Raw genomic sequence first — 14,827 nt, 5'->3', positions numbered from 1 at the left:
TCAAGTCAGGAAAGGAACGGCAGAATGCATTTTCGCGCCATTACCCGCATAGTGGGTTTACTGGTCATTTTGTTCTCAGGCACCATGATCGTGCCCGGGCTGGTGGCGTTAATTTACCGAGATGGGGCAGGGCGTGCATTCACTCAGACGTTTTTTATGGCGCTGATGATTGGGACGCTGCTGTGGTGGCCCAATCGTAAACAGAAGAGTGAGCTAAAGCCGCGAGAAGGGTTCCTTATCGTTGTGCTGTTCTGGACGGTGCTGGGCAGCGTGGGGGCCATGCCGTTTATCTTTGCTGAACAGCCCAATCTTTCGGTGACTGATGCATTCTTTGAATCCTTCTCTGGCCTCACAACCACGGGTGCAACTACGCTGGTGGGGCTGGATTCACTGCCTAAAGCAATCCTGTTTTATCGTCAAATGCTGCAATGGCTTGGCGGGATGGGGATCATTGTTCTTGCCGTAGCCATCCTGCCGATTCTGGGCGTTGGGGGTATGCAGCTATATCGTGCTGAAATGCCGGGGCCGTTAAAAGATAACAAGATGCGGCCACGTATTGCAGAAACGGCAAAAACCCTGTGGCTGATTTACGTGCTGCTGACGGTGGCCTGTGCAGTGGCACTGTGGATGGCGGGAATGCCGTTATTTGATGCAATAGGTCACAGCTTTTCGACCATTGCTATCGGAGGATTTTCCACGCACGATGCCAGTATCGGCTATTTTAACAGCCCCACTATTAACACAATTATCGCCGTCTTCCTGCTGATCTCCGGCTGTAACTATGGCCTGCACTTCTCTTTATTGAGCGGACGCAGCCTGCGAGTTTACTGGCGTGATCCTGAATTTCGTATGTTTATCGGTGTGCAGATTACGCTGGTAATTATCTGTACTCTGGTGCTGTGGTTCCACAATGTCTACCGAACAGGGATGGAAACGCTCAACCAGGCATTCTTCCAGGTGGTGTCGATGGCAAGTACTGCGGGTTTCACTACCGACAGTATCGCTCGATGGCCACTGTTCCTGCCGGTACTGCTTCTCTGTTCAGCCTTTATCGGTGGCTGTGCGGGTTCTACCGGCGGCGGCCTCAAAGTGATTCGTATCCTGCTGCTGTTTAAACAGGGTTCGCGTGAGCTGAAAAGGCTGGTGCACCCCAATGCGGTGTACACCATTAAACTGGGTAACCGTGCGTTGCCTGAACGCATTCTTGAGGCAGTCTGGGGATTTTTCTCTGCCTATGCTCTGGTCTTTATCCTCAGCATGCTGGCAATTATTGCCACCGGCGTTGATGACTTCTCGGCATTTGCTGCCGTGGCGGCAACGCTGAACAACCTTGGCCCTGGCCTTGGCGTAGTGGCTGACAATTTTACCTCAATGAATGATACGGCTAAATGGATCCTGATTTTGACGATGCTGTTCGGGCGTCTTGAAGTCTTCACTTTGTTAGTTCTGTTTACGCCAACCTTCTGGCGTGAATAAGTGAGAGTTGAATAATGAAAGCGTTAATACTGTATTCCAGCCGCGATGGTCAGACTCGCGAAATTGCTTTCTATATAGCTAACCAGTTAAAGGAGGCGCGGGAGTGTGATGTGCTCAACATCCAGCTGGTTAACGAGGTTGACTGGTCGCAGTACGATCGCGTGATGATAGGTGCTTCTGTGCGCTATGGTCACTTCCAGCCTGCCGTAGCAAAATTTGTGAAAACACATCTTAATGCATTGCAGGAGCGTTCAAGCGCCTTCTTCTCAGTGAACCTGACGGCACGTAAACCAGAGAAGCGTACACCGCAGACCAATGCCTATACCCGTAAGTTCTTAATGCAGTCACCCTGGGAGCCCGACAGCTGCGCCGTGTTTGCTGGTGCCCTGCGTTATCCTCGTTACGGTTTCTTCGACCGCATTATGATTCAGTTGATTATGCGCATGACTAAAGGAGAAACCGATACACGTAAAGAAGTGGAGTATACCGACTGGCAGCAGGTCACCCGTTTTGCGCATGAATTTGCTGAATTACCGAGCAAGTTGCAGTAAAAAAACGCGGTTCGATGAAAAATAACGCGCTCAGTCATTTTTTTGCAATAAACACTTGTCACCCGCCAGAAAATCCCTATACTGCGCCTCCACTGACACGGAACAACGGCTTACGGGCTACCGGGTCAGAAGCGTCAGGTAACTGATAGCGCCGGAAAAACTTCTCAAAAAGAAGTTGACTCCGAAGGAGGAAAGCGTAATATACGCCACCTCGCAACAGGAAGCTTCGGCACTGATTGCACCGCTCTTTAACAATTTATCAGACAATCTGTGTGGGCACTCGCAGGATTGATATCAGTCACCTCCGGGTGACAAAAAATATCAAGTCTTAAGAGTGAACACATAATGAAATTCATTATGACGTTTTACACTTGAGCATCGCTGCACTTGTTGCAGCAAATCGAACTTTTAATTGAAGAGTTTGATCATGGCTCAGATTGAACGCTGGCGGCAGGCCTAACACATGCAAGTCGGACGGTAGCACAGAGGAGCTTGCTCCTCGGGTGACGAGTGGCGGACGGGTGAGTAATGCCTGGGAAACTGCCCGATGGAGGGGGATAACCACTGGAAACGGTGGCTAATACCGCATAACGTCTTCGGACCAAAGTGGGGGACCTTCGGGCCTCACACCATCGGATGTGCCCAGGTGGGATTAGCTAGTAGGTGAGGTAACGGCTCACCTAGGCGACGATCCCTAGCTGGTCTGAGAGGATGACCAGCCACACTGGGACTGAGACACGGCCCAGACTCCTACGGGAGGCAGCAGTGGGGAATATTGCACAATGGGCGCAAGCCTGATGCAGCCATGCCGCGTGTATGAAGAAGGCCTTCGGGTTGTAAAGTACTTTCAGTGGGGAGGAAGGCAGAGTTAATAGCCGCTGATTGACGTTACCCGCAGAAGAAGCACCGGCTAACTCCGTGCCAGCAGCCGCGGTAATACGGAGGGTGCAAGCGTTAATCGGAATTACTGGGCGTAAAGCGCACGCAGGCGGTCTGTCAAGTCGGATGTGAAATCCCCGGGCTCAACCTGGGAACTGCATCCGAAACTGGCAGGCTAGAGTCTTGTAGAGGGGGGTAGAATTCCAGGTGTAGCGGTGAAATGCGTAGAGATCTGGAGGAATACCGGTGGCGAAGGCGGCCCCCTGGACAAAGACTGACGCTCAGGTGCGAAAGCGTGGGGAGCAAACAGGATTAGATACCCTGGTAGTCCACGCCGTAAACGATGTCGACTTGGAGGTTGTGCCCTTGAGGCGTGGCTTCCGGAGCTAACGCGTTAAGTCGACCGCCTGGGGAGTACGGCCGCAAGGTTAAAACTCAAATGAATTGACGGGGGCCCGCACAAGCGGTGGAGCATGTGGTTTAATTCGATGCAACGCGAAGAACCTTACCTGGCCTTGACATCCACGGAATTTTGCAGAGATGCGAAAGTGCCTTCGGGAACCGTGAGACAGGTGCTGCATGGCTGTCGTCAGCTCGTGTTGTGAAATGTTGGGTTAAGTCCCGCAACGAGCGCAACCCTTATCCTTTGTTGCCAGCGGGTAATGCCGGGAACTCAAAGGAGACTGCCGGTGATAAACCGGAGGAAGGTGGGGATGACGTCAAGTCATCATGGCCCTTACGGCCAGGGCTACACACGTGCTACAATGGCGCATACAAAGAGAAGCGACCTCGCGAGAGCAAGCGGACCTCATAAAGTGCGTCGTAGTCCGGATCGGAGTCTGCAACTCGACTCCGTGAAGTCGGAATCGCTAGTAATCGTAGATCAGAATGCTACGGTGAATACGTTCCCGGGCCTTGTACACACCGCCCGTCACACCATGGGAGTGGGTTGCAAAAGAAGTAGGTAGCTTAACCTTCGGGAGGGCGCTTACCACTTTGTGATTCATGACTGGGGTGAAGTCGTAACAAGGTAACCGTAGGGGAACCTGCGGTTGGATCACCTCCTTACCTGAAGATACTTTCCCGCGCAGTGTCCACACAGATTGTCTGATAGAAGTAACGAGCAGAAAAACCTCTACAGGCTTGTAGCTCAGGTGGTTAGAGCGCACCCCTGATAAGGGTGAGGTCGGTGGTTCAAGTCCACTCAGGCCTACCAAATTTTGTCTCATGCTGCGTTATGTTTCCGGCTCGCATAGTGAACTATGCGTCGCGAAAACATGCCTTGCCTGAGTCAAAATTATCTCCTTGAGAGTGGTAGTAGATGGTTTCTGTAAGACTGTATGGGGCTATAGCTCAGCTGGGAGAGCGCCTGCCTTGCACGCAGGAGGTCAGCGGTTCGATCCCGCTTAGCTCCACCATATAGTTTTTCTAATTAAATACTTCAGAGTGTACTGGATAACAGTATGCTGCGAAGTATTATGCTCTTTAACAATCCGGAACAAGCTGAAAATTGAAACGACATGTCGTTTTCATTCTCCGTAAATAAGAATGAAATTAACGATATGTTCGAGTCTCTCAAATGCTCACTCCTCACTAAGCTGAGGGTCGGGTGAACGGCTGAAATGCAAGGCGCACGGCGCACAGCAGCGCGGAGTGGACTTAACGTCCATGAGCAGCTGTGAGCACCGGGCAACGCCGCAGTTCAGAGGGTTCACGCGGCCAGAATCTTGTGGGTTGTGAGGTTAAGCGACTAAGCGTACACGGTGGATGCCTAGGCAGTCAGAGGCGATGAAGGGCGTGCTAATCTGCGATAAGCGTCGGTAAGGTGATATGAACCGCAACAGCCGACGATACCCGAATGGGGAAACCCAGTGTGCTCCGGCACACTATCATGTCATGAATACATAGTGGCATGAGGCGAACCGGGGGAACTGAAACATCTAAGTACCCCGAGGAAAAGAAATCAACCGAGATTCCCCCAGTAGCGGCGAGCGAACGGGGAACAGCCCAGAACCTGAATCAGTTTGTGCATTAGTGGAAGCGTCTGGAAAGTCGCAGGGTACAGGGTGATACTCCCGTACACAAAAATGCACTTGCTGTGAGTTCGATGAGTAGGGCGGGACACGTGACATCCTGTCTGAATATGGGGGGACCATCCTCCAAGGCTAAATACTCCTGACTGACCGATAGTGAACCAGTACCGTGAGGGAAAGGCGAAAAGAACCCCGGCGAGGGGAGTGAAAAAGAACCTGAAACCGTGTACGTACAAGCAGTGGGAGCACCTTCGTGGTGTGACTGCGTACCTTTTGTATAATGGGTCAGCGACTTATATTCTGTAGCAAGGTTAACCGTATAGGGGAGCCGCAGGGAAACCGAGTCTTAACTGGGCGTTAAGTTGCAGGGTATAGACCCGAAACCCGGTGATCTAGCCATGGGCAGGTTGAAGGTTGGGTAACACTAACTGGAGGACCGAACCGACTAATGTTGAAAAATTAGCGGATGACTTGTGGCTGGGGGTGAAAGGCCAATCAAACCGGGAGATAGCTGGTTCTCCCCGAAAGCTATTTAGGTAGCGCCTCGTGAACTCATCTCCGGGGGTAGAGCACTGTTTCGGCTAGGGGGCCATCCCGGCTTACCAACCCGATGCAAACTGCGAATACCGGAGAATGTTATCACGGGAGACACACGGCGGGTGCTAACGTCCGTCGTGAAGAGGGAAACAACCCAGACCGCCAGCTAAGGTCCCAAAGTCATGGTTAAGTGGGAAACGATGTGGGAAGGCACAGACAGCCAGGATGTTGGCTTAGAAGCAGCCATCATTTAAAGAAAGCGTAATAGCTCACTGGTCGAGTCGGCCTGCGCGGAAGATGTAACGGGGCTAAACCATGCACCGAAGCTGCGGCAGCGATACGCAAGTATTGTTGGGTAGGGGAGCGTTCTGTAAGCCGTCGAAGGTGGCCTGTGAGGGCTGCTGGAGGTATCAGAAGTGCGAATGCTGACATAAGTAACGATAAAGCGGGTGAAAAGCCCGCTCGCCGGAAGACCAAGGGTTCCTGTCCAACGTTAATCGGGGCAGGGTGAGTCGACCCCTAAGGCGAGGCCGAAAGGCGTAGTCGATGGGAAACGGGTTAATATTCCCGTACTGGGTGTTACTGCGAAGGGGGGACGGAGAAGGCTATGTTAGCCGGGCGACGGTTGTCCCGGTTTAAGCATGTAGGCTTGAGTTCCAGGCAAATCCGGAACTCTTTAAGGCTGAGGTGTGATGACGAGGCACTACGGTGCTGAAGTAACAAATGCCCTGCTTCCAGGAAAAGCCTCTAAGCATCAGGTAACATCAATCGTACCCCAAACCGACACAGGTGGTCAGGTAGAGAATACCAAGGCGCTTGAGAGAACTCGGGTGAAGGAACTAGGCAAAATGGTGCCGTAACTTCGGGAGAAGGCACGCTGGCGCGTAGGTGAAGGGACTTGCTCCCGGAGCTGAAGCCAGTCGAAGATACCAGCTGGCTGCAACTGTTTATTAAAAACACAGCACTGTGCAAACACGAAAGTGGACGTATACGGTGTGACGCCTGCCCGGTGCCGGAAGGTTAATTGATGGGGTTATCCGCAAGGAGAAGCTCTTGATCGAAGCCCCGGTAAACGGCGGCCGTAACTATAACGGTCCTAAGGTAGCGAAATTCCTTGTCGGGTAAGTTCCGACCTGCACGAATGGCGTAATGATGGCCAGGCTGTCTCCACCCGAGACTCAGTGAAATTGAACTCGCTGTGAAGATGCAGTGTACCCGCGGCAAGACGGAAAGACCCCGTGAACCTTTACTACAGCTTGACACTGAACATTGAGCCTTGATGTGTAGGATAGGTGGGAGGCTTTGAAGCGTGGACGCCAGTCTGCGTGGAGCCAACCTTGAAATACCACCCTTTAACGTTTGATGTTCTAACCTGGCGCCGTGATCCGGCGTGGGGACAGTGTCTGGTGGGTAGTTTGACTGGGGCGGTCTCCTCCTAAAGAGTAACGGAGGAGCACGAAGGTCAGCTAATCACGGTCGGACATCGTGAGGTTAGTGCAATGGCATAAGCTGGCTTGACTGCGAGAGTGACGGCTCGAGCAGGTGCGAAAGCAGGTCATAGTGATCCGGTGGTTCTGAATGGAAGGGCCATCGCTCAACGGATAAAAGGTACTCCGGGGATAACAGGCTGATACCGCCCAAGAGTTCATATCGACGGCGGTGTTTGGCACCTCGATGTCGGCTCATCACATCCTGGGGCTGAAGTAGGTCCCAAGGGTACGGCTGTTCGCCGTTTAAAGTGGTACGCGAGCTGGGTTTAGAACGTCGTGAGACAGTTCGGTCCCTATCTGCCGTGGGCGCTGGAGAATTGAGAGGGGTTGCTCCTAGTACGAGAGGACCGGAGTGAACGCACCACTGGTGTTCGGGTTGTCATGCCAATGGCATTGCCCGGTAGCTAAGTGCGGAAAAGATAAGCGCTGAAAGCATCTAAGCGCGAAACTTGCCTCGAGATGAATTCTCCCTGACTCCTTGAGAGTCCTGAAGGGACGTTGAAGACTACGACGTTGATAGGCCGGGTGTGTAAGCGCAGCGATGCGTTGAGCTAACCGGTACTAATGACCCGTGAGGCTTAACCTTACAACGCCAGAAGCGTTCTGGTGAGCGTTATGAGAGACGCGAAGACGATTTTCAGCCTGTACTGGATAAGAATTAGCGGAAACGAAAGATTTTGTGCTGATGCAAGGCGGCAAACGCAGGAAAGGAAGGAGCATACATGAGTATGTGACTGACATTGCCAGCGCAGCCAACGCAGCAGGCGTGCAAAATATTCGTTTCATGCGCAAAGAATTTGCCTGGCGGCTTTAGCGCGGTGGTCCCACCTGACCCCATGCCGAACTCAGAAGTGAAACGCCGTAGCGCCGATGGTAGTGTGGGGTCTCCCCATGCGAGAGTAGGGAACTGCCAGGCATCAAACGAAGAAAGAACCCCGACCGAAAGGTTGGGGTTTTTTTCGTTTCATCGTCACAAGGCTTTATAAGCCTATAATTTGAGCGCTTTAAACTTTTTCTGTCTTTTTTCTGCACAATATTTTTGTCCTTTACCCGCTATTTTCTCTTCCAGCTCGCACTAATCCCTCTTCAGGCCAGTTAAAACCTGTGCATCACTTATCAATTCATACCAGCTATCACGCCCAGAAAATCCTCAACCCCCACAGTAGGGATCGGGTACACTATCTGATAGTTAACTATGTGAAGGCCGTATTATGTCCCGCCAGCAACACTCATTAAAATCCTGGAATACCTTTGGTCTTGAGGCCTATGCCAACCATATAAGTGTGGCCGAAAGCATTGAAGAACTTTGTCAGTGCTGGCAGGAGAGCACCCAACAGAAAGAACCGGTATTGCTGCTAGGTGAAGGCAGTAACGTATTGTTTCTTGGAGACTTCGCCGGGCGGGTGATCATAAACCGTATTAAAGGCATCAGTGTTGAAGAAACTGAAAATGCATGGTGTTTACATGTAGGTGCTGGAGAAAACTGGCATCAATTGGTGGAAACTACGCTACAGCAGAATCTGGCCGGCTTAGAGAATCTGGCATTAATTCCTGGGTGCACCGGTTCGGCACCGATACAAAATATTGGTGCCTATGGCGTCGAGCTGGAGCAGGTATGTGAGTATGTAGACATCGTCTGTCTCTCCAACGGCACGGTGCAGCGCCTTAACGCAGCTGAGTGCCAGTTTGGCTATCGCGACAGTATATTCAAGCATCGATATCGCGAGGGCTACGCCATTGTCGCTGTGGGCTTGCGTCTGGTGAAAGCATGGAAGCCTGTACTGAGCTATGGTGACCTGCGCAACCTTGATCCGCGAACAGTTACTCCAAAGCAAGTTTATGATGCCGTTTGCCATATGCGCCTTAGCAAGCTTCCCGATCCTAAAGTGACAGGAAATGCAGGAAGCTTCTTTAAAAATCCACTTGTGAGCGCGGAACTTGCTGAACAGCTGCGAACCGAGTATCCGGGGATCCCACAATATCCACAGGATGGTGGGAGTGTGAAGCTGGCAGCTGGCTGGCTAATAGATCAATGTACCCTGAAAGGATTCCGTCTTGGTGGCGCTGCTGTACATCAACAACAGGCGCTGGTTTTGATTAATGCACAAGATGCCAGCGGACAGGACATTGTTGATCTGGCCCATACGGTACGTCAGCGCGTTGCGGAAAAATTTAATGTGTGGCTGGAGCCTGAAGTCCGTTTCATCGCCGCTCAGGGCGAGACAGACGCCGTTGAGGTTATTACATGAAAGACAACACCGTGCCTTTAAAGCTGGTAAGCATTCTGGCTGATGGGGAGTTTCATTCAGGTGAACAGCTTGGCGAGCAGCTGGGCATGAGCCGTGCAGCAATCAATAAGCATATTCAAACGCTAAAAGAGTGGGGTATTGATGTCTTCACCGTCACGGGTAAAGGCTATAGCCTCTCTTCGCCGATGCAATTACTTGATGAACAGGCAATCAATGCACAGCTTGAGCAAGGGCGGCTGGCCGTTATTCCGGTCATAGATTCGACCAATCAGTATTTACTTGATCGCATGGACAGCCTGCAATCGGGTGATGCCTGTGTGGCGGAGTACCAGCAGGCAGGAAGAGGAAGACGCGGACGTCAGTGGTTTTCCCCCTTTGGTGCGAACCTGTATCTCTCGATGTACTGGCGGCTGGAGCAAGGGCCAGCGGCAGCGATGGGGTTGAGCCTTGTTATGGGTATCGTCCTGGCCGAAGCACTGCAAGAACAGGGTGCGCCGGATATACGAGTGAAATGGCCCAACGATATCTACATGAACGATCGTAAACTCGCAGGTATTCTCGTAGAACTGACAGGAAAAACCGGCGATACTGCGCAGATCGTGATTGGCGCAGGTATAAACCTCGCAATGCGTTCTCCGGGATCCGAGGTGATTAATCAGGGCTGGATTAACCTTCAGGAAGCTAATGTCACAGTGAACCGTAACGCGCTCTCTGCACTTATTGTGAATAAAATGCGTACTGCGCTCGCTGAGTTTGAGCAGGATGGTTTGGCACCCTTCGTGGCGCGCTGGGCACGGTTAGATAACTTTATTGACCGTCCGGTAAAGCTGTTGATTGGTGACCGCGAAATCTTTGGTACTGCCAGAGGAATTGATCAGCAGGGAGGATTGATCCTTGAACAGGATGGCGTCAGGAAGTCCTGGGTTGGTGGGGAAATTTCGTTACGACCGCAGAGTTAAACAGGAGGGGCAAAGCCCCTCTTTTGCTATTTTCTTAATCTGACGAGGTCGACCGCATGGTCACTGCTTTTCGTCATAATCAAACTTGCACGTTCCCGCGTTGGCATAATGTTTTCTTTTAGATTCATATAATTAATTTCCTTCCACAGCTGGCTGGCAATCCCTACAGCCTCTTGTTCTGGCAGTTGTGCATAGTGGTGGAAATAGGAGTCAGGATCGGTAAAGGCTCCCTGACGGAATTTCAGAAAACGGTTGATATACCATTGCTCAAGTAATTCTTCCGGGGCATCGACGTAAATTGAAAAATCGACGAAATCAGAAACAAACACATGGTGAGGATCATGCGGATAGTCCATTCCGCTCTGCAATACGTTCAGGCCTTCCAGAATCAAAATATCCGGTTGCTGCACAATCTTATCGCCTTCCGGAATGACATCATAAATCAGATGCGAATAGACCGGCGCGGTAACCTGAGATGCTCCAGACTTGAGATCTGACACAAAGTTTACCAGGCGATGCATATCATAAGAGAGCGGGAAGCCCTTTTTCTTCATCAGACCGCGCTCTTTCAACACCGCATTGGGGTGCAGAAAGCCATCGGTAGTTATCAGTTCCACCCTGCGGTGTTCGGGCCAGCGGCTCAGTAAAGCCTGCAATACGCGTGCTGTGGTACTTTTACCGACAGCGACGCTACCCGCAATACTGATGATGTAAGGTATTCTTTGGCCGTTTGTGCCCAGAAACTGCTCAAGGACAGCCTGACGCCGTAAATTTGAGCTGATATAGAAATTCAGCAGACGAGATAACGGCAGATAAATCTCCGCTACTTCTTCCATGGACAGATCTTCGTTGATGCCTTTAAGACGTGCAATTTCGTCTTCAGAGAGCGTCATGGGCACCGAATCACGCAGCGCAGCCCACTGGGTCCGATTGAAATGGAGATACGGTGTCGTCAACAGGGAGTCTTTTTTTCTCATATGCATGCTTCTGCCAGCGGGTTTACCCTTCAATAGGTAGCCTGTTTATGTCAACGCAATCCGGTTGTTTTCAGGCTTATGTACTAAGGGGAATTTCATAAAACAATGGTCGGAGGTTACCACCAGACAGGTATGAATAAGAAGGAAAAATGAATGCGCACAGGTGCAAACGTAACCGTACCCGCATTAATGATATTTTTTTTCACCATTGAGAGGTCGACGGTTAATGCATAAGGGTTAGCACCAATAGAGAGTAAGAGATGGAATTTTGCGCGATTAACTATATTGACCTTATATTTTGACAAGATGCGCGGAGCTTTCTTATTATCATTCAGTGGAGAGTGTTGCTGTTTCTTTGAACGAAGTTTGTATGTAAATGCGCTAATTTGCGAAGAGTTGCACAAATAGTGAGCATAAGAACAATTATCGCAATTTTTTTGTTGCATCCTCCCTCCGGTCTTCCTAGAATGCGCTCCACTTGATGCCGGCTTAGCTCAGTTGGTAGAGCAACTGACTTGTAATCAGTAGGTCACCAGTTCGATTCCGGTAGCCGGCACCATCAAGTAACGAAATACCCCAGGTGGGGTTCCCGAGCGGCCAAAGGGAGCAGACTGTAAATCTGCCGTCATCGACTTCGAAGGTTCGAATCCTTCCCCCACCACCATTTCGACTCAGCGTTCAGGAGTTGAAACCGGAAGAGAGACTTAAAGCTCAACCGGAAAGATGGCAATCTGCATAGGATTGTTCATCACGATTTCAGACTGAGCTCAAGCACAGTCAGAGTCATCAGGCAAACGCGTGATGGCTTGATCAACAAGGAAAGCTTTTTCTGCGTTGTTCACAAGCTACAGACAGAACAGGTAGCCGAGTTCCAGGATGCGGGCATCGTATAATGGCTATTACCTCAGCCTTCCAAGCTGATGATGCGGGTTCGATTCCCGCTGCCCGCTCCAAGCCGTGCTGATATGGCTCAGTTGGTAGAGCGCACCCTTGGTAAGGGTGAGGTCCCCAGTTCGACTCTGGGTATCAGCACCACTTTCAAATCTCCCTCCCTGCTTCTTCTCTGTGCATTAAAATTCAACGATTCAGGCAATGCCTGGTTGATGTGGTGATATCACCGATTAATCCGTGTCTTAGAGGGACAAGCGATGTCTAAAGAAAAATTTGAACGTTCCAAACCGCACGTCAACGTTGGTACTATCGGCCACGTTGACCACGGTAAAACTACCCTGACTGCTGCTATCACCACCGTTCTGGCTAAAACCTTCGGTGGTTCTGCACGTGCGTTCGATCAGATCGACAACGCACCTGAAGAAAAAGCACGTGGTATCACCATCAACACTTCCCACGTTGAATATGACACCCCAACTCGCCACTATGCGCACGTTGACTGCCCAGGCCACGCCGACTATGTGAAAAACATGATCACCGGTGCTGCCCAGATGGACGGCGCGATCCTGGTTGTTGCTGCAACTGACGGCCCAATGCCTCAGACCCGTGAGCACATCCTGCTGGGTCGCCAGGTTGGCGTTCCTTACATGATCGTATTCATGAACAAATGCGACATGGTTGATGACGAAGAGCTGCTGGAACTGGTTGAAATGGAAGTGCGTGAGCTGCTGTCAGCTTATGATTTCCCTGGCGACGACATCCCGGTTGTTCGTGGTTCTGCACTGAAAGCGCTGCAGGGCGACGCTGCGTGGGAAGCTAAAATCATCGAGCTGGCTGGTCACCTGGATAACTACATCCCAGAACCACAGCGTGCGATTGATATGCCATTCCTGCTGCCAATCGAAGACGTATTCTCCATCTCCGGTCGTGGTACCGTTGTTACCGGTCGTGTAGAGCGCGGTATCATCAAAGTTGGTGAAGAAGTTGAAATCGTTGGTATCAAAGATACCGTGAAATCAACTTGTACCGGCGTTGAAATGTTCCGTAAGCTGCTGGACGAAGGCCGTGCGGGTGAGAACTGTGGTATTCTGCTGCGCGGTATCAAGCGTGAAGATATCCAGCGTGGACAGGTTCTGGCTAAGCCAGGCTCAATCAAGCCACACACCAAGTTCGAATCTGAAGTGTACATCCTGTCCAAGGATGAAGGCGGCCGTCATACTCCGTTCTTCAAAGGCTACCGTCCACAGTTCTACTTCCGTACAACTGACGTGACCGGTACCATCGAACTGCCAGAAGGCGTTGAGATGGTAATGCCAGGCGACAACATCCAGATGCTTGTTACCCTGATCCACCCAATCGCGATGGACGACGGTCTGCGTTTCGCAATCCGTGAAGGTGGTCGTACCGTTGGTGCTGGTGTTGTTGCTAAAGTTATCTCTTAATTACTGATAACATTTGACGCAACGCACAGGAAAAGGGCATCATTTGATGCCCTTTTTGCACGCTGTAACATAGAACCTGACTCATCAGTGATTTTTTAGACCATAATCATTGCTGAGGCAGGCTCTGTAGCACGGCGTTTAAGCCAATAGTTTTCAAGCTACGGCTTGGAATTAAAGGATATGCCGAGTTACGCCTAACAGCATCATTCGGTTCGGTTGCCTCGTTGACGGGGCAAAAGTGTTTCTGATTTATTGTGGCAGGTTGGTTTATGAGTGCTAATACCGAAGCTCAAGGAAACGGGCGCGGCCTGGAAATATTGAAGTGGTTAGGTGTAGTGGTGCTTTTGGTCGCCGCTGTTGCCGGTAATTCCTATTATCGCGATGTAACATTACCTCTGCGTGCTCTTGCCGTTGTGGTACTGATGGCAGCGGCAGCCGGCATTGCCCTGTTGACCACCAAAGGTAAAGCAACGTTGGCATTTGCTCGTGAAGCGCGCACTGAAGTTCGTAAGGTCATCTGGCCTACTCGTCAGGAAACGTTGCACACCACGTTAATCGTTGCCGCGGTAACTGCCGTGATGTCACTGATTTTGTGGGGACTGGATGGTATTCTGGTTCGTCTGGTATCGTTTATCACTGGCCTGAGGTTCTGAGATGTCTGAAGCTCCAAAAAAGCGCTGGTACGTCGTTCAGGCGTTTTCCGGTTTTGAAGGCCGCGTAGCACAATCGCTGCGCGAGCATATCAAGTTACATAACATGGAAGAGCTGTTTGGCGATGTCATGGTTCCAACCGAAGAAGTGGTTGAGATCCGTGGTGGTCAGCGCCGTAAAAGCGAGCGCAAGTTCTTCCCAGGCTACGTGCTGGTACAGATGGTCATGAATGATGCCAGCTGGCACCTGGTGCGTAGCGTGCCGCGTGTTATGGGCTTCATCGGCGGTACTTCTGACCGCCCTGCACCTATCAGCGACAAAGAAGTTGACGCCATTATGAACCGCCTTCAGCAGGCTGGTGATAAGCCACGTCCGAAAACTATGTTTGAGCCAGGTGAGATGGTGCGCGTAAGCGATGGTCCATTTGCCGACTTTAACGGTGTGGTGGAAGAAGTTGACTACGAGAAAAGCCGCCTGAAAGTATCTGTATCCATCTTTGGCCGTGCAACACCGGTTGAGCTGGACTTCGGTCAGGTAGAGAAGGGTTAATTACCCGTCTCCAGGCCTTCCCGACATTGTCGCCGGGATGAGTAAGAAATACACAATCACTATGATCTAGTGGTTGCGAGAGGCGCGAAATTGAACTACAATTTCGCGCCTTTTGTTTTTATGCGCTGTAAGCAGCGTGTAAA

General features: G+C 51.1%; 8 protein-coding genes, 6 tRNA genes and 3 rRNA genes. 16 read left to right on the top strand and 1 reads right to left on the bottom strand.

Annotated features, from left to right (window positions below; genetic code table 11):
- The first annotated feature begins 24 nt into the window (after nt 1-24).
- The 9 genes from trkH to birA all read left to right on the top strand — a co-directional run bounded on the left by trkH (nt 25) and on the right by birA (nt 10,174).
- A complete protein-coding gene (trkH, locus tag GN242_RS19870; RefSeq protein WP_154754522.1) occupies nt 25-1,476 on the top strand; it encodes a Trk system potassium transporter TrkH in 1,452 nt (483 codons plus the stop codon).
- Between the two features lie 14 nt (nt 1,477-1,490).
- Nucleotides 1,491-2,027 (top strand): menaquinone-dependent protoporphyrinogen IX dehydrogenase, encoded by a 537-nt coding sequence (hemG, locus tag GN242_RS19865; protein ID WP_154754523.1) that lies wholly within the window; start codon nt 1,491-1,493, stop codon nt 2,025-2,027.
- Between the two features lie 409 nt (nt 2,028-2,436).
- Nucleotides 2,437-3,974 (top strand): 16S ribosomal RNA (locus GN242_RS19860).
- Nucleotides 3,975-4,045: 71 nt separating this feature from the next.
- Nucleotides 4,046-4,122, top strand: a tRNA-Ile gene (locus GN242_RS19855).
- Between the two features lie 126 nt (nt 4,123-4,248).
- Nucleotides 4,249-4,324 (top strand) — tRNA-Ala (locus GN242_RS19850).
- Nucleotides 4,325-4,646: 322 nt separating this feature from the next.
- Nucleotides 4,647-7,552, top strand: a 23S ribosomal RNA gene (locus GN242_RS19845).
- Nucleotides 7,553-7,766: 214 nt separating this feature from the next.
- Nucleotides 7,767-7,882, top strand: a 5S ribosomal RNA gene (gene rrf, locus GN242_RS19840).
- Together the 16S, 23S and 5S rRNA genes with 2 tRNA genes alongside form the textbook arrangement of a ribosomal RNA operon.
- Nucleotides 7,883-8,177: 295 nt before the next feature.
- Nucleotides 8,178-9,215 carry a UDP-N-acetylmuramate dehydrogenase gene (gene murB, locus GN242_RS19835; RefSeq protein ID WP_156288085.1) on the top strand — a complete coding sequence of 346 codons (1,038 nt, stop codon included), beginning with the start codon at nt 8,178-8,180 and terminating at the stop codon, nt 9,213-9,215.
- On the top strand, nt 9,212-10,174 hold the full coding sequence (birA, locus tag GN242_RS19830; RefSeq protein WP_156288084.1) for a bifunctional biotin--[acetyl-CoA-carboxylase] ligase/biotin operon repressor BirA: 963 nt from the start codon (nt 9,212-9,214) through the stop codon (nt 10,172-10,174). Before murB ends, birA begins: the two co-directional genes overlap by 4 nt.
- A gap of 26 nt (nt 10,175-10,200) precedes the next feature.
- Here birA and coaA read toward each other — a convergent pair whose 3' ends face one another.
- Nucleotides 10,201-11,151 carry a type I pantothenate kinase gene (gene coaA / locus GN242_RS19825; protein WP_154754601.1) on the bottom strand — a complete coding sequence of 317 codons (951 nt, stop codon included), beginning with the start codon at nt 11,149-11,151 and terminating at the stop codon, nt 10,201-10,203.
- 483 nt (nt 11,152-11,634) lie between these two features.
- Here coaA and GN242_RS19820 point away from each other — a divergent pair.
- The 7 genes from GN242_RS19820 to nusG all read left to right on the top strand — a co-directional run bounded on the left by GN242_RS19820 (nt 11,635) and on the right by nusG (nt 14,684).
- Nucleotides 11,635-11,710 (top strand) — tRNA-Thr (locus GN242_RS19820).
- Between the two features lie 20 nt (nt 11,711-11,730).
- Nucleotides 11,731-11,815: transfer RNA gene (locus tag GN242_RS19815), tRNA-Tyr, on the top strand.
- A 214-nt stretch (nt 11,816-12,029) separates the two neighbouring features.
- Nucleotides 12,030-12,104: transfer RNA gene (locus GN242_RS19810), tRNA-Gly, on the top strand.
- 6 nt (nt 12,105-12,110) lie between these two features.
- Nucleotides 12,111-12,186, top strand: a tRNA-Thr gene (locus GN242_RS19805).
- Nucleotides 12,187-12,299: 113 nt separating this feature from the next.
- On the top strand, nt 12,300-13,484 hold the full coding sequence (gene tuf, locus GN242_RS19800; protein ID WP_154754597.1) for an elongation factor Tu: 1,185 nt from the start codon (nt 12,300-12,302) through the stop codon (nt 13,482-13,484).
- A 269-nt stretch (nt 13,485-13,753) separates the two neighbouring features.
- Nucleotides 13,754-14,137, top strand: a complete 384-nt coding sequence (secE, locus tag GN242_RS19795) for a preprotein translocase subunit SecE (RefSeq protein ID WP_154754596.1) — start codon at nt 13,754-13,756, stop codon at nt 14,135-14,137.
- Nucleotide 14,138: 1 nt separating this feature from the next.
- The gene (nusG, locus tag GN242_RS19790; protein WP_062749168.1) at nt 14,139-14,684 is read left to right on the top strand and encodes a transcription termination/antitermination protein NusG; all 546 of its coding nucleotides are present in this window, start codon (nt 14,139-14,141) and stop codon (nt 14,682-14,684) included.
- The last annotated feature ends 143 nt before the right edge of the window (nt 14,685-14,827 follow it).

It is taken from the genome of Erwinia sorbitola, from assembly GCF_009738185.1.
GTDB lineage: Bacteria > Pseudomonadota > Gammaproteobacteria > Enterobacterales > Enterobacteriaceae > Erwinia > Erwinia sorbitola.
This window is presented reverse-complemented; position numbering and strand designations above follow the sequence as displayed.